16 protein-coding genes are annotated in these 13,556 nt (G+C 59.5%); 8 read left to right on the top strand and 8 right to left on the bottom strand.

Features of this window, described 5'->3' with window-relative positions; genetic code table 11:
• Window positions 1-6: 6 nt before the first annotated feature.
• Window positions 7-564, top strand: coding sequence for a cytochrome c oxidase assembly protein (locus CKW23_RS18395; protein ID WP_025257826.1), 558 nt, complete (start codon window positions 7-9; stop codon window positions 562-564).
• Window positions 565-577: 13 nt separating this feature from the next.
• On the top strand, window positions 578-1,468 hold the full coding sequence (locus CKW23_RS18390; RefSeq protein ID WP_095068096.1) for a cytochrome c oxidase subunit 3: 891 nt from the start codon (window positions 578-580) through the stop codon (window positions 1,466-1,468).
• 5 nt (window positions 1,469-1,473) lie between these two features.
• On the opposite strand, the gene CKW23_RS18385 is transcribed toward CKW23_RS18390, so the two are convergent.
• On the bottom strand, window positions 1,474-1,677 hold the full coding sequence (locus CKW23_RS18385) for a twin transmembrane helix small protein (protein WP_025257824.1): 204 nt from the start codon (window positions 1,675-1,677) through the stop codon (window positions 1,474-1,476).
• A gap of 74 nt (window positions 1,678-1,751) precedes the next feature.
• Between CKW23_RS18385 and CKW23_RS18380 the strand changes: the two genes are divergently transcribed.
• Genes CKW23_RS18380 through CKW23_RS18360 form a run of 5 tightly spaced genes read left to right on the top strand, consistent with a single transcriptional unit; the run spans window position 1,752 to window position 5,635 of the window.
• Window positions 1,752-2,486, top strand: coding sequence for an SURF1 family protein (locus CKW23_RS18380; protein ID WP_025257823.1), 735 nt, complete (start codon window positions 1,752-1,754; stop codon window positions 2,484-2,486).
• Entirely contained in the window at window positions 2,464-3,033 is a 570-nt protein-coding gene (locus CKW23_RS18375) for a hypothetical protein (RefSeq protein ID WP_025257822.1), read from the top strand. The genes CKW23_RS18380 and CKW23_RS18375 overlap by 23 nt, the downstream gene beginning before the upstream one ends.
• A 12-nt stretch (window positions 3,034-3,045) precedes the next feature.
• Window positions 3,046-4,113 carry a heme A synthase gene (locus tag CKW23_RS18370; protein WP_025257821.1) on the top strand — a complete coding sequence of 356 codons (1,068 nt, stop codon included), beginning with the start codon at window positions 3,046-3,048 and terminating at the stop codon, window positions 4,111-4,113.
• On the top strand, window positions 4,110-5,003 hold the full coding sequence (cyoE, locus tag CKW23_RS18365; RefSeq protein WP_025257820.1) for a heme o synthase: 894 nt from the start codon (window positions 4,110-4,112) through the stop codon (window positions 5,001-5,003). The genes CKW23_RS18370 and cyoE overlap by 4 nt, the downstream gene beginning before the upstream one ends.
• On the top strand, window positions 5,000-5,635 hold the full coding sequence (locus tag CKW23_RS18360) for an SCO family protein (RefSeq protein WP_025257819.1): 636 nt from the start codon (window positions 5,000-5,002) through the stop codon (window positions 5,633-5,635). Before cyoE ends, CKW23_RS18360 begins: the two co-directional genes overlap by 4 nt.
• A gap of 34 nt (window positions 5,636-5,669) precedes the next feature.
• On the opposite strand, the gene CKW23_RS18355 is transcribed toward CKW23_RS18360, so the two are convergent.
• Genes CKW23_RS18355 through CKW23_RS18345 form a run of 3 tightly spaced genes read right to left on the bottom strand, consistent with a single transcriptional unit; the run spans window position 5,670 to window position 8,179 of the window.
• Entirely contained in the window at window positions 5,670-6,443 is a 774-nt protein-coding gene (locus CKW23_RS18355; protein WP_025257818.1) for a MetQ/NlpA family ABC transporter substrate-binding protein, read from the bottom strand.
• 54 nt (window positions 6,444-6,497) lie between these two features.
• Entirely contained in the window at window positions 6,498-7,172 is a 675-nt protein-coding gene (locus CKW23_RS18350; protein ID WP_025257817.1) for a methionine ABC transporter permease, read from the bottom strand.
• A complete protein-coding gene (locus CKW23_RS18345) occupies window positions 7,172-8,179 on the bottom strand; it encodes a methionine ABC transporter ATP-binding protein (RefSeq protein WP_025257816.1) in 1,008 nt (335 codons plus the stop codon). Before CKW23_RS18345 ends, CKW23_RS18350 begins: the two co-directional genes overlap by 1 nt.
• Before the next feature lie 275 nt (window positions 8,180-8,454).
• On the opposite strand from CKW23_RS18345, the gene katE reads away from it, so the two are divergent.
• Entirely contained in the window at window positions 8,455-10,638 is a 2,184-nt protein-coding gene (gene katE, locus CKW23_RS18340; RefSeq protein ID WP_074569065.1) for a catalase HPII, read from the top strand.
• 46 nt (window positions 10,639-10,684) lie between these two features.
• On the opposite strand, the gene CKW23_RS18335 is transcribed toward katE, so the two are convergent.
• The 4 genes from CKW23_RS18335 to CKW23_RS18320 are packed head-to-tail and all read right to left on the bottom strand — an operon-like array spanning window position 10,685 to window position 13,509.
• Window positions 10,685-11,410: a PA5502 family lipoprotein gene (locus tag CKW23_RS18335; protein WP_095068095.1), complete on the bottom strand. Its 726-nt coding sequence runs from the start codon at window positions 11,408-11,410 to the stop codon at window positions 10,685-10,687.
• A gap of 38 nt (window positions 11,411-11,448) precedes the next feature.
• On the bottom strand, window positions 11,449-12,237 hold the full coding sequence (gene znuB, locus CKW23_RS18330) for a zinc ABC transporter permease subunit ZnuB (protein ID WP_025257813.1): 789 nt from the start codon (window positions 12,235-12,237) through the stop codon (window positions 11,449-11,451).
• Window positions 12,230-13,027 carry a zinc ABC transporter ATP-binding protein ZnuC gene (gene znuC / locus CKW23_RS18325; RefSeq protein ID WP_025257812.1) on the bottom strand — a complete coding sequence of 266 codons (798 nt, stop codon included), beginning with the start codon at window positions 13,025-13,027 and terminating at the stop codon, window positions 12,230-12,232. Before znuC ends, znuB begins: the two co-directional genes overlap by 8 nt.
• Window positions 13,027-13,509 (bottom strand): Fur family transcriptional regulator, encoded by a 483-nt coding sequence (locus CKW23_RS18320; RefSeq protein WP_025257811.1) that lies wholly within the window; start codon window positions 13,507-13,509, stop codon window positions 13,027-13,029. The genes znuC and CKW23_RS18320 overlap by 1 nt, the downstream gene beginning before the upstream one ends.
• Window positions 13,510-13,556 lie beyond the last annotated feature (47 nt).

The raw sequence follows: 13,556 nt of genomic DNA, 5'->3' as shown, positions 1-13,556 counted from the left end.
ACTGCCATGAGCAACGTGCATTCGATCAAAGGCCTCGTCGCTCGCCTGCTGCTGATAGTGGTGGTGATGTTTGCCTTTGGTTTCGCGCTGGTGCCCCTGTATGACGTGATGTGCAGGGCATTTGGCATCAATGGCAAGACCGGTGGCCAGTATCAGGGCTCGCAGGTGATCGATCAGCAGCGGCTGGTGCGTGTGCAGTTCATCTCGACCAATGCAGTGGACATGGTCTGGGCGTTTCATCCGCGGACCGAAGAGATCGAGGTTCACCCAGGCGCGGTCAACGAGATGATTTTCGTGGCGCAGAACCCCACCGACAAAGCGATGACGGCGCAGGCCGTGCCCAGTATTTCCCCCGGTCAGGCGGCGGCTTACTTCCACAAGACCGAATGCTTCTGTTTTACCCAGCAAATGCTGCAACCGGGAGAGCGGATCGAAATGCCGGTGCGCTTCATTGTTGATCGCGACCTGCCCAAAGACGTGAAACACCTGACTCTGGCCTACACGCTGTTCGATATCACTGCACGCCAGCCCCCCGTTCTGCCTGTCGTGAAAAACGGTGGCTGAAGGAGACGCTCAAATGGCTACGCCCCATGAGCATTATTACGTTCCGGCGCAAAGCAAATGGCCCATCATTGCCACGCTGGCCCTGCTGGTCACAATGTTCGGCCTGGGCACCTGGTTCAATGACCTGAAGGCTGGACGGCCGGAATCCAACGGACCGCTGATCTTTTTCGTGGGCGGTCTTCTGGTGGCCTACATGATGGCTGGCTGGTTCGGTGCGGTCGTCAAGGAAGCACGGGCCGGGATGTACAGCGCGCAGATGGACCGCTCGTTTCGCTGGGGCATGGTCTGGTTCATCTTTTCCGAAGTGATGTTTTTCATGGCCTTTTTCGGCGTGCTGCTTTACGTGCGGGTCTGGACCGGCCCGTGGCTGGGTGGCGAGGGCTCCAACGGCATCTCGAACATGCTGTGGCCGAACTTTCAGTTCCAGTGGCCGCTGCTGGAAAACCCCGATCCGAAACTGTTCCCGCCACCCAAGGGCGTCATCGATCCGTGGCATTTGCCGCTGATCAATACCATTTTGCTGGTCAGCTCCAGCGTGACCATTACCTTTGCCCACCACGCCTTGAAAAAAGCCCATCGCGGCGCGCTCAAAGGCTGGCTGGCCGTCACCGTGCTGCTGGGCTGCAGTTTTCTGATCCTGCAGGCTGAAGAGTACGTCCATGCCTATCAAGAGCTTGGCCTGACCCTGGGCTCCGGGATCTATGGCGCGACCTTTTTCATGCTGACCGGGTTTCACGGCGCCCACGTCACCATCGGCACGATCATTCTGTTTGTGATGTTGATGCGGATTCTGCGCGGGCATTTCGATGCCGAGCATCAGTTCGGTTTCGAGGCCGCGAGCTGGTACTGGCACTTCGTGGATGTGGTGTGGGTCGGCCTGTTCACCTTTGTGTATGTCTTGTGAGGCCGTTACCAGTTCACATGTGACACCAACTGACCGCTGTAGAAACCCCAGGTAATCAGCGCCAGGGTGAGGGCGGCGAGGATGACCCGCAGGGCCAGGACCTTGAGCAGCCGGGTCGACTGGTTGTCGTCCTTGATCAGAAAGAACAGGCCACTGAACAGGCAGGTGATGGTGGCCGCCAACATAAGAACAATCGCTGCTTTGAGCATGAGAAAACTCCAGGAGCAATCGCCATGATGCAATGGAGTATAGGCACGGCCCTGATGCCGGAACGGGCGACGGGATGAACCGCTTCATCCGGCGTTCGGGGCCTGTGCTGCTGATGCTGGCAGCGCTGCCACTGCTGCTCATGCTCGGTTTCTGGCAATTGAACCGGGCCGAAGAGAAGCGCGTAATTCTCGCTCATCACGCCGAACGCCAGGCGGCCGAACCCATCGATATCGTCCGACTGCTGGATATCGAAGACCCCGCCTACAGGCGCGTGCAATTGCAGGGACGATTCGATGCAGCCCACAGCCTGCTGCTCGATAACAGCACCCGTGACGGCAAGGCCGGTGTCGAATTGCTCCAGCCCTTCCAGGACCAACCCAGCGGGTTATGGCTGTGGATAAATCGCGGCTGGCTGCCCTGGCCGGACCGGCGTACGCCGCCAGCATTCACGACCCCAAGCCAGCCGCAGGATCTGACTGCCTGGGTCCATGTCCCTCTGGGCGAAAGCTTTCACCTGCAAGCCGATGCGCTGAACGATTCGTGGCCGAAACTGGTGACCGCCGTCATGCCCGGCACGCTCTGGGCAGCGCTGGATCGCCAGGGCTATCCACACGAACTGCGACTTGAGCCGGGCAGTGCCGCGTATCGCGTTGACTGGCCGGTCGTGGCAATCGATCCGCAAAAACATGTGGGCTATGCCGTGCAGTGGTTCGCCCTGGCCACGGCACTGTTCGGTCTGGGTGTGTATTGGGGTTGGCGCAACAGAAACAGCCGGGAGAAGAATAATGAACACCGTCGGCGTATCTGAGTTTCGTAAGCGACGACAAGGGCGTCTGCAACTGCTGGTGTTGGTGCTGATCGCTGTCGGGCCAATGATCCTGGCCACCTGCATGTACCGCTTCAACTTCTGGGTGCCGGACAGTCGCAGTTATCACGGCCAGTTGATCGGCAACGGCCAGAGCCGCGCCGACCTGGGAGTCCAGGCCGATGAGCAGCGCTGGCAATTGCTGGTCAGCGCGCCGGGGCAGTGCAATGCCGACTGCCAGCAACTGGTGTATCTGGCGCGGCAGGTCCAGATCGGTCTGGGTCGCGATGCCACACGGGCCAGCCATGCCCTGGCCACGAATGCACCGCTCAGTGACGACTATGCCGAGACGCTTCACCAGGACTATCCACAACTGCAGCGTTATCCGCTGGATGTTGTCCGCTACCGGAAGCTGGCGCCCGACAATGCACCGCAACTGTGGATCGTCGATCCCCACGGCAACCTTGTGCTGCGCTATGACCCCAGAGTCAACGGCAAGGACCTGCTGATCGACCTGCGCCAACTCCTGAAACTGTCGAACATCGGATAAAGGGAGGTCGTCATGGCCCGACCCGGATTTCGTATCGCCTTGCTTGCCACGCTGCTGGCGTTGTTCGTGGTGCTACTCGGTGCTTATACACGGCTCACCCATGCCGGCCTGGGTTGTCCTGACTGGCCGGGCTGTTACGGATTCATCGGCGTGCCCGCCACTGAGCGGCAACTGGCTCATGCGCAACTGCACTTTCCAGACGCTCCGGTGCATGCAGGAAAAGGCTGGAGCGAGATGACGCATCGCTATTTCGCGGGCGGGCTGACCCTGACGATTCTGTGGCTGGCCATAAAAGCCTGGCAGCGTCGCCATCTGGCCGGGCAACCGTTGAAACTGCCTTTGCTGCTGGTGGCAGTGGTCTTCGTTCAGGCGGCTTTCGGCATGTGGACCGTAACCCTCAAACTCTGGCCGCAAGTGGTCACGGCGCATCTGCTGGGAGGCGTGGCCACCTTGAGTCTGCTGTTTCTGCTGACCCTGCGCCTGAGTGGCGCCTTCGCGCCATTACCACACTTGCCCCAGCGCCTGAAACGCCTGGCGGCGCTGGGGCTGGTGCTGGTCACGCTACAGATCGCCCTGGGCGGCTGGGTCAGTGCCAATTATGCAGCGCTGGCCTGCACCGACCTGCCCACCTGCCAAGGGCAATGGTGGCCGGAAACGGACTTCGCCAATGGTTTCCACCTGACCCAGCACATCGGCCCCGATTATCTAGGCGGCAAACTCGACAACGAAGCGCGCACTGCGATTCATCTGACACACCGACTCGGCGCACTGCTGGTGGCCTGCGTACTGCTGACCCTGGCCTGGCAGCTCAAGCGCGCCGGCCTCAAGGGGTTGGCAATACTGCTGGCACTGGCCCTCGGCATACAGATCGGCCTGGGGTTCGGCAATGTGCTGCTGAGTCTGCACCTGCCTGTTGCGATGGCTCACAACGCGGGAGGCGCGGGTTTGATGCTGACCCTGACACTGATCAGTTTTCGTACACGAGCTGCCTTCAGCAGCAAACGCCGCAACCCTGATCGAGCATGCCTGGCGGCCTCATGGGCCAATGTGCTGCCTGTGAAAAAGGACACACTGCCATGAGCGTATTGAGTCAGGAACGTCAGGCGCTATGGCGTGATTACCTGGAGCTGACCAAACCCAAAGTCGTGGCGCTAATGTTGATGACTTCCCTGGTCGGCATGCTGCTGTCCAGCCACAACAGCGTGCCATGGACGATTCTGGTGTTCGGCAATCTGGGCATCGGGCTGTGTGCGGGGAGTGCCGCCGTTATCAACCATGTGGTGGACCGACATATCGATGCGCTGATGGCCCGCACTCAAAAACGACCGATTGCCCAGGGGCGAATAGCGCCGGAACACGCCCTGATTCTGGCCTTGCTGCTGACGCTGACCGGGCAGTTTCTGCTGCTGGCGTTCACCAATCCGCTGACCGCCTGGCTGACCCTGGCGTCGCTGATGGGCTACGCCGTGATCTACACCGGCTTTCTGAAACGTGCCACACCACAGAACATTGTCATCGGAGGGCTGGCCGGCGCTTCGCCGCCCTTGCTGGGCTGGGTGGCGGTTACCGGGCAAGTTACCGCCGAACCCCTGTTGCTGGTGCTGATCATCTTCGCCTGGACCCCGCCACACTTCTGGGCGCTGGCCATCCATCGCAAGGCCGAATATGCCAAGGCGAGTATCCCGATGCTGCCGATCACCCATGGCGAGCACTACACCAAAGTGCATATCGTGCTGTACACCTGCATCCTGTTCGCGGTCAGTCTGCTGCCTTATGCGATTCACATGAGCGGCCTGGCGTATCTGATTTGTGCATCACTGCTGGGTTTGCGCTTCCTGCACTGGAGCCGTGTGCTGTACCGTGGCACTCGACCGCACGCGGCAATCTGCACCTTCAAGTACTCTATCCATTACTTGTTCCTGCTGTTCGTTGCCCTGCTCGCAGATCACTACCTACTGTTGAAACCATGACTCGAACCCAGAAAACCGTATTCATCCTTGTCGCCATCGTGGCCTTGATCCTGGGCCTGACCTTCAACCGCGTGCTGTCGGGCAAAGGAGCGGGCGATCAGACAGCCCTGATCGATGCGGGCATCATCCTGTTGCCGCAGAGCCGTAACCTGCCTGACCTGAAGATGATCGACCAGAACGGTGAGCCCGTTGTCATCAATCAGTTGAAGGACAAATGGACGCTGCTGTTCTTCGGCTACACCTTCTGCCCGGACATCTGCCCGACCACGCTGGCACAGATCCGCCAGATCAAGAGCGAGCTACCCAAGGACGTGGTCGGCAACTTGCGCGTGGTGCTGATCAGCGTCGACCCGAATCGCGACACACCGCAGCAGCTCAAGCAATACCTGGGTTATTTCGACAAGGAATTCATCGGCCTGACCGCTTCGGTGGCAGACCTTCAGAAGCTGGCCAATGCGGTGAGCATTCCGTTCATCCCTGCCGATACCAGTAAGGCGAACTACACCGTTGACCACAGCGGGAACCTGGCATTGCTGGGGCCGGACGGCACGCAGCGCGGGTTCATTCGTGCACCGTTGAGCAGCCAGAAGCTGGTAGTGCAATTGCCAGGGTTGTTGCAAAGAAACCAGTAGGAGCGAATGAATTCGCTCCTACAGGGTTCCGGTTTCAGAACGCTGGAACCACAGCGCCTTTGTACTTCTCGACGAGGAACGCTTTCACTTCCGGGGTGTTCAGCGCAGCAGCCAGTTTCTTGATGGCGTCCGAATCCTTGTTGTCCGGGCGAGCAACCAGAATGTTGGCGTAAGGCGATTCAGCACCTTCGATCACCAGCGCATCCTTGGTTGGATCGAGCTTGGCGCCCAGCGCGTAGTTGGTGTTGATCAGCGCCAGATCGACCTGGGTCAGCACGCGCGGCAGGGTTGCAGCTTCCAGCTCACGGAACTTCAGGTTCTTCGGGTTGCTCGCAACGTCCTTAGGCGTAGCCAGGATGCTGGTCGGGTCCTTGAGGGTGATCAGACCGGCCTTGGCCAGCAACAGGAAAGCACGGCCTTCGTTGGTGGCATCGTTTGGCAGCGCGACGGTTGCGCCGTTTGGCAGGTCTTCCAGTTTCTTGAACTTGTCCGAGTAAGCGCCGAACGGCTCTACGTGAACCTTGGCAACGGTAACCAGATCGGTACCTTTACCCTTGTTGAACTCATCCAGGTACGGCTGGTGCTGGAAGAAGTTGGCGTCCAGACGCTTTTCGGCAACCTGTACGTTCGGCTGGATGTAGTCGGTGAAGACCTTGATTTTCAGGTCCACGCCTTCCTTGGCCAGTGTTGGCTTGATGAACTCCAGAATCTCGGCCTGCGGCACAGCAGTCGCGGCGATGCTCAGGGTTTCATTGGCCTGCGCAGACAATGCTGTAACGGCGGCAAATACGGCCAATAGTTTTTTCATGCAACAGCTCCTTTTATGAGGCCCGCACCAAGCAGGCCCAACCAACAAATTCGGTTAACGGTGGGTGAAGTGCGCGACCAGCTTGTCGCCGACGGTTTGCAGAATCTGCACCAACACCAGCAACAATACGACCGTCACGAACATCACGTCGTTCTGGAAACGCTGATAACCATAGCGGATTGCCAGATCACCCAGCCCGCCAGCCCCCACGGCACCCGCCATGGCAGTGAAGGACACCAGCGCAATGGCCGTCACGGTAATGGCAGCCAGAATGCCGGGACGTGCCTCGGGCAACAGCGCCTTGAGGATGATCTGCCGGGTCGTGGCGCCCATGGCCTGGGTCGCTTCGATGATGCCTTTGTCCACTTCACGCAAGGCGGTTTCCACCAGGCGGGCGAAGAATGGCGTGGCACCGGCAATCAGCGGTGGCAACGTACCGAGAATGCCCAGCGACGTGCCGGTGATGATCTCGGTCAGCGGCATCATCACGATCAGCAGGATGATGAAGGGCAGGGCGCGCAGCATGTTGACGATCAACCCGACCGTCGCATACAGCTGCTTGTGTTCCAGCAACTGGCGAGGCGAGGTCAGGAACATCAACACGCCCAGAGGCAGGCCCAGCAGGATGGTGAAACCCAGCGAGACACTGAGCATGATCAGGGTATCGCCCGTGGCGACCCAGATTTCATACCAGTCGACGTTGGAAAACAGATTCAGGAAAGCGTCCATCAGCGCAGCACCTCCATATGAACGTCAGCGGCGGTGAAGCGGGCGAAGGCGGCTTCCATGTCGCCGCCGGTAATGGCCAGCGTCAGTTGCCCGTATGGTGTGTCCTTGATGCGGTCGATACGGCCCGCCAGGATGCTGTAGTCCACACCGGTTTCCCGGGCGACGGTACCCAGCAGCGGCGCGTAAGTGGCATCGCCCTGGAAGGTCAGGCGCACGATGCGGCCCTGCACATGGGCAAAGTCGTCACGCTGCTCGTTCTCGTCGACCTGCTCATCTTCCTGGACGAAGCGCTTGGTGGTCGGATGCTGCGGGTGCAGAAACACATCGGCCACATTGCCCTGCTCGACAATCACACCGGCGTCCATCACGGCCACCTGATCGCAGACACGGCGGATCACGTCCATTTCATGGGTGATGAGCACGATGGTCAGTTTCAACTCGCGATTGATCTCGGCCAGCAACTGCAGCACCGATGCAGTGGTCTGCGGGTCCAGAGCGCTGGTGGCTTCATCGCACAGCAGGATCTTGGGCTTGGTCGCCAGGGCGCGGGCAATGCCGACGCGCTGCTTCTGGCCGCCGGACAGTTGCGCCGGGTACTTGCGGGCATGGTCGGACAGACCGACACGCTCCAGCAGCTCGGCCACTCGCTGATCGATCTGGTCGCGGGACATATTGCCCGCCAGTGTCAGCGGCATGGCCACGTTGTCGGCAACGGTCTTGGAGGACAGCAGGTTGAAGTGCTGGAAAATCATCCCGACCTGCTGACGGAAACGCCGAAGGCCGTTGGCGTCCAGTGCCGTGACATCTTCGCCGTCGACCACTATTTGCCCGCCACTCGGGGTTTCAAGGCGGTTGATCAGGCGCAGCAAAGTACTTTTGCCAGCGCCGGAATGGCCGATCAGGCCGTATACCTGGCCATCTTCGACACGCAGGCTGGTGGGATGCAGGGCCGGAATATCCTTGCCTGCAACCCGATAGGTTTTATGGACGTTATGAAACTCGATCACGGAGCGAACCTTGTGGGGGCGCGTTAAAAAATCAGCGCAGTGACAAGACAGTCACTTGCTTCGTTACCTCGGCGGGGTAAGCCGGGCGCGCATTTTAGCCTTTCCGCAAAGCACTGCTTAGCATTTATTTGCCAGCAAACATGCTCAATTGGCATAACGCGACCGGTGGTGCCACTTACCGGAAAATTTACTGAACGGCACTTTGCCAGACAGGTCACTCCTTTAACACCGTGATTCCCGTGGCTTGCCAAGGGAACTGGATCAAAGAGCCCGACATGAAGTCAGGGCCAGGGAATGAGGAGACGCACCCGATGTCTAGCCCGAAAAAGCCGCCTGTAAGCAATGCACCCAAAAGCGAACTGGCAGGAACCGACACCCTTGATCGTGGCAACACCAACGAGAAACTGGATAGCCTCGAACCGTTCCGCTCCGATGCCACGAAACAGGCGCTGCGCACCAATCAGGGCGTCAGAATCGCCGACAACCAGAACACGCTCAAGGCCGGTAGCCGGGGTCCTTCGTTGCTCGAAGACTTCATCATGCGCGAGAAAATCACTCACTTTGACCATGAGCGTATTCCGGAGCGGATCGTTCATGCGCGGGGTACTGCGGCGCATGGTTATTTCCAGAGCTATGACGATCACGCCACCCTGAGCAAGGCCGGCTTTCTTCGCGATCCAGGCAAGAAAACCCCGGTATTCGTACGCTTCTCCACCGTGCAAGGGCCACGGGGATCGGGCGATACGGTGCGGGATGTCCGCGGTTTTGCGGTCAAATTCTACACCGATGAAGGCAATTTCGACCTGGTTGGCAACAACATGCCGGTGTTTTTCATTCAGGATGCCATCAAGTTTCCGGACTTCGTGCATGCCGTGAAGCCAGAACCTCATAACGAGATTCCCACCGGAGGCTCTGCTCACGACACCTTCTGGGATTTTGTATCGCTGGTTCCTGAGTCGGCGCACATGGTGCTGTGGACCATGTCCGACCGCGCCATTCCGAAAAGCCTGCGCACCATGCAGGGCTTCGGCGTTCACACCTTTCGCCTGATCAATACCGAAGGCAAATCGACCTTCGTGAAGTTTCACTGGAAACCCAAATACGGCGTTTGCTCGCTGGTCTGGGATGAAGCCCAGAAGCTGGCCGGCAAGGACACCGACTTCCATCGCCGGGACCTGTGGGAATCCATTGAAACGGGCGACTACCCCGAGTGGGAGCTGGGCGTACAGATCGTTGCCGAAGAAGATGAACATGCCTTCGACTTCGATCTGCTGGACCCCACCAAAATCATTCCCGAAGAGCTGGTGCCGGTAACACCACTGGGCAAGATGGTGCTCAACCGCAACCCGGACAACTTCTTTGCCGAAACCGAGCAGGTTGCCTTCTGCCCCGGTCATATCGTGCCAGGCATCGACTTCTCCAATGACCCGCTGCTGCAAGGCCGGCTGTTCTCCTACACCGACACCCAGATCAGTCGCCTGGGCGGGCCGAACTTCCACGAGATCCCGATCAACCGGCCGGTAGCGCCCAACCATAACGGGCAGCGCGATGCGCAACATCGCACGACGATCCACAAGGGCCGCACGTCCTACGAGCCGAATTCCATTGATGGTGGCTGGCCAAAGGAAACCCCTGTCGCAGCAGAGGACGGTGGTTTCGAGTCGTACCCGGAGCGCATCGATGCGCACAAGATACGCGAGCGCAGCGAGTCCTTTGGCGATCACTTCTCCCAGGCCACGCTGTTCTTCCGGAGCATGAGCAAGCACGAGAAAGAACACATCATCTCGGCTTACAGTTTCGAGCTGGGCAAGGTGGAACGTGAATATATCCGGGCACGGACAGTGAACGAGATTCTGGCCAACATCGATCTGGAACTGGCGGGTCGCGTTGCACAGAACCTGGGCCTGCCTGCGCCAAAAGCCGGAACAGTGTCTGTCAGAGACTCGTCGATCAAGCAGTCGCCTGCATTGAGCCAGGCCAACCTGCTCTCGGGCGACATCGCTTCGCGCAAGGTCGCAATCCTGGTGGCCAATGGCGTGGACGGCAAAGCCGTCGAGGCCTTGAAAGCGGCTCTGCAGGCCGAAGGTGCCCACGGTAAAGTGCTGGGGCCGACTTCTGCCCCCGTAGTGACCGCCAACGGCAAGAGTCTGCCGGTGGATGCGTCGATGGAAGGCCTGCCGTCAGTGGCGTTCGACGCCGTATTCATCCCAGGCGGCAAGGACTCGATAAAAGCCTTGAGCACGGACGGGGTTGCCTTGCATTTCGTGCTGGAAGCCTACAAACACCTCAAGGCCATCGCGCTGGCCAGCGATGCCAAGGCGCTGCTGGATCTGCTGCATCTGGATCAGGACGCCGGGCTGCTGGTGACGCCCGACGGCTCATACGATGCGTTCTTCAAGGCGATCGCACAGCATCGGGTGTGGGATAGAGAACCGAAAGCCAAGGCTGTACCTGCCTGATTGCGTAGGGGTTTTTCGCAAATGAATTCGCTCCGTAGGAGCGAATTCATTCGCGAACAGGCTTGGCCGGCGTCAAAACAATCTGCGCTGACTCATCACGCTCGATCTGACGGCGCAGTTCCAGCTCGAAATCAGGATTGATCTTGACCACGCGCTTGGTCAGCAATGTTGCCAGCCATGGGTAGTCATCGGTGCGAGGAACCTGCAACAGCACTTCGCAATTGAAAGCTACGGCGTCTGAGGCAATCGCATCCAGTTGGCGACGCAATTGCGGCATGTCACCGATTTTCAAATCGATGGTCGTGCTTTCGGCGTCCGGGTCGATCAGTTTCGCAATGCGCCTGGCTTCAGCAGCGCGCAATTCAGCTTCGGCTTTTTCCAGCTCGGCCTTGCGGGCATGAGCAATGGCGCCATTAACCCCGCTGGTCAGCGCCGGAGCCTTGGGCATCAGCGCACGAGCGCGGCTCAAGGCGGCAGCCGCGGCGTTCATGTCGCCTTTCTGCAGGCCGATCTGGCTACGGCTCAGATAGGCCTCAGCCAGCCTGCGCTGGAAGGGTTCCAGGCGGATGTCAGTAGGTGCTGCAGCCTGCAGGGTCGCCAATTGCTCTTCAGCAGTCGCCAATTCATTGCTGGTAATGCTTTGCTCCAGCTGAGCGAACCCGTCTGGCTGAGCTTCAGCCACAGGCGTTTCAACAGTCGGGGCACTCTGGCAGGCACCCAACAGGATGGAAAATGCGAAAAGCAGCAGATAACGGGAGGCGAGCGGCTTCATTCCTGCGATTCTCTAAGTTGCGCAAAAAACGAGCAAGTCTACACCGCTCGCTTGGGGAGAACAAAGCTGAGCAAGAACAGAGCCGCAGCGGATACCACAATAGACGGTCCGGCCGGGGTGTCCTTGAACCATGACAACGATAGCCCAATACACACAGCCGTCACGCCAATAAGGCTTGCGCCCAGTGCCATTTGTTCCGGAGAGCGGGCGTGACGTTGTGCCGCAGCTGCGGGAATGATCAACAGCGAAGTAATCAGCAGAACCCCGACGATTTTCATCGCAACAGCAATCACCACAGCAATCAGCAGCATCAGCGTCATGCGTAGCGAGGCTACCGGCAGGCCTTCGACCTTGGCCAGTTCCTCATGCACCGTCACCGCCAGCAACGGTCGCCACAGGCAGACGATCAGCACCAGAACCAGTGCGCTGCCGCCCAGAATCCAGGCCAGGTCCGTCGGGCTGATCGCCAGCAGGTCACCGAACAGGTAGGCCATCAGGTCGATACGCACTTCATGCATGAAGCTCAAGACCACCAGCCCAAGGGACAAGGTACTCGGGGCAAGAATCCCCAGCAGCGTGTCCGAAGCCAGGGGCTGACGCTGTTGCAGCGTGACCAGCAGGATCGCCAGCAGCAGACAGCCCACCGTCACGGCAATCGTCGGGCTGACATCCAGCAGAAAGCCCAGCGCCACACCCAGCAGGGCAGCGTGAGAAAGGGTGTCGCCAAAATACGCCATGCGCCGCCAGACCACGAACGACCCGAGAGGCCCCGCGACCACTGCCAGGGCCAGGCCTGCGAGCAAGGCGTAAAGAAGAAAATCAGCCATGCTTGCAGTTGTCTCCATGGACATGGGTGTGAACAGGGGACGCGGGCGTCGCGTCGCCACTCACGACTTCGCCATGCAGGTCATGGGCATGGTCGTGATGGTGGTGATAGATCGCCAGGCTTTGCGCATTCTTGCCGAACAGTTCGACGAACGCCGGATCGTTGCTGACCTGTTCCGGGTGGCCGGAGCAACAGACATGACGGTTCAGGCACACCACCTGATCGGTGGTGCTCATCACCAGATGCAGGTCATGGGAAACCATCAACACGCCGCAACCGTGACGATCCCGCAAACGGGTAATCAGGCTGTAGAGCTCGGCCTGACCTGCCACGTCGACACCCTGCACCGGCTCATCGAGGACCAGCAGCTCAGGTTCGCGCAACAAGGCACGGGCCAGCAGAACGCGCTGCATCTCACCGCCGGAAATCCCCTGAAGCGGGCTGTCGATGACCTTTTCGGCACCCACTTCCTGCAACGCAGCCAGAGCCGCCGAACGATCAACGCCCGGTACCAGCCGCAGAAAGCGCAGCACCGAGAGAGGCAGGGTCTGGTCCACATGCAGCTTTTGCGGCATGTAACCGACCCGCAGGCCAGGCTTGCGCCAGACTGTACCGGCATCGGGCTTGAGCAGCCCCAACACGGCACGCACCAGCGTCGTCTTGCCAGCGCCGTTGGGGCCGATCAGGGTAACGATTTCGCCAGGGCTGACATTCAACTGAATATTGTGCAGCACGTTTTGCCCGGCGAGCGTGACAGCGACCTGCTCCAGGCGAATCAACGCATTACTCATCATGCGGCCTTGCAACCGGAACAGATGCCGACGATTTCGACGGTCTGGCCTTCAACCTGAAAACCGACTTCTTTGGCAGCATTGATCACGGCATCGCTGATGGAAGCATGCTGCAGTTCAATGGCGGCGTGACACTCGCGGCAGATCAGGAACTGGCCCTGATGCGCGTGGGTCGGGTGGTTGCAGCCGGTAAAGGCGTTGAGCGAGGCAATGCGATGCACCAGGCCGTTTTCCAGAAGGAAATCCAGCGCCCGGTAAACGGTAGGCGGCGCGGCGCGGCGACCGTCTTCATCGCTCAGCACGGCAAGGATGTCGTATGCACCCAACGGCTTGTGACTTTGCCAGACCAGTTCCAGCACGCGACGACGCAGCGTGGTCAGGCGCAGACCTTTGCTGGCGCACAGCGCATCGGCTTCTGTGAGCGCGGAATGCACGCAATGTGAGTGATCATGAGGACGGCTGGCCAGCGGTGTAATAGGCATGAGCGGCGACGATATTTGCTAGAGACGTTATTATGTTACCCGTTCCT

The organism is Pseudomonas sp. Irchel 3A18 (assembly GCF_900187465.1).
In the GTDB taxonomy this organism is placed as follows: Bacteria; Pseudomonadota; Gammaproteobacteria; order Pseudomonadales; family Pseudomonadaceae; genus Aquipseudomonas; species Aquipseudomonas cichorii.
The sequence above is the reverse complement of the archived record's forward strand: the minus strand, read 5'-3'. Positions and strand labels throughout refer to the sequence as shown.

Excerpts from the sequence above, each read along its gene's own strand:
- CKW23_RS18395 (WP_025257826.1), top strand. The coding sequence starts at position 7 with ATGAGCAACGTGCATTCGATCAAAGGCCTCGTCGCTCGCCTGCTGCTG.
- CKW23_RS18390 (WP_095068096.1), top strand. The coding sequence starts at position 578 with ATGGCTACGCCCCATGAGCATTATTACGTTCCGGCGCAAAGCAAATGG.
- CKW23_RS18385 (WP_025257824.1), bottom strand. The coding sequence starts at position 1,677 with ATGCTCAAAGCAGCGATTGTTCTTATGTTGGCGGCCACCATCACCTGC.
- CKW23_RS18380 (WP_025257823.1), top strand. The coding sequence starts at position 1,752 with ATGAACCGCTTCATCCGGCGTTCGGGGCCTGTGCTGCTGATGCTGGCA.
- CKW23_RS18375 (WP_025257822.1), top strand. The coding sequence starts at position 2,464 with ATGAACACCGTCGGCGTATCTGAGTTTCGTAAGCGACGACAAGGGCGT.
- CKW23_RS18370 (WP_025257821.1), top strand. The coding sequence starts at position 3,046 with ATGGCCCGACCCGGATTTCGTATCGCCTTGCTTGCCACGCTGCTGGCG.
- cyoE (WP_025257820.1), top strand. The coding sequence starts at position 4,110 with ATGAGCGTATTGAGTCAGGAACGTCAGGCGCTATGGCGTGATTACCTG.
- CKW23_RS18360 (WP_025257819.1), top strand. The coding sequence starts at position 5,000 with ATGACTCGAACCCAGAAAACCGTATTCATCCTTGTCGCCATCGTGGCC.
- CKW23_RS18355 (WP_025257818.1), bottom strand. The coding sequence starts at position 6,443 with ATGAAAAAACTATTGGCCGTATTTGCCGCCGTTACAGCATTGTCTGCG.
- CKW23_RS18350 (WP_025257817.1), bottom strand. The coding sequence starts at position 7,172 with ATGGACGCTTTCCTGAATCTGTTTTCCAACGTCGACTGGTATGAAATC.
- katE (WP_074569065.1), top strand. The coding sequence starts at position 8,455 with ATGAAGTCAGGGCCAGGGAATGAGGAGACGCACCCGATGTCTAGCCCG.
- CKW23_RS18335 (WP_095068095.1), bottom strand. The coding sequence starts at position 11,410 with ATGAAGCCGCTCGCCTCCCGTTATCTGCTGCTTTTCGCATTTTCCATC.
- znuB (WP_025257813.1), bottom strand. The coding sequence starts at position 12,237 with ATGGCTGATTTTCTTCTTTACGCCTTGCTCGCAGGCCTGGCCCTGGCA.
- znuC (WP_025257812.1), bottom strand. The coding sequence starts at position 13,027 with ATGAGTAATGCGTTGATTCGCCTGGAGCAGGTCGCTGTCACGCTCGCC.
- CKW23_RS18320 (WP_025257811.1), bottom strand. The coding sequence starts at position 13,509 with ATGCCTATTACACCGCTGGCCAGCCGTCCTCATGATCACTCACATTGC.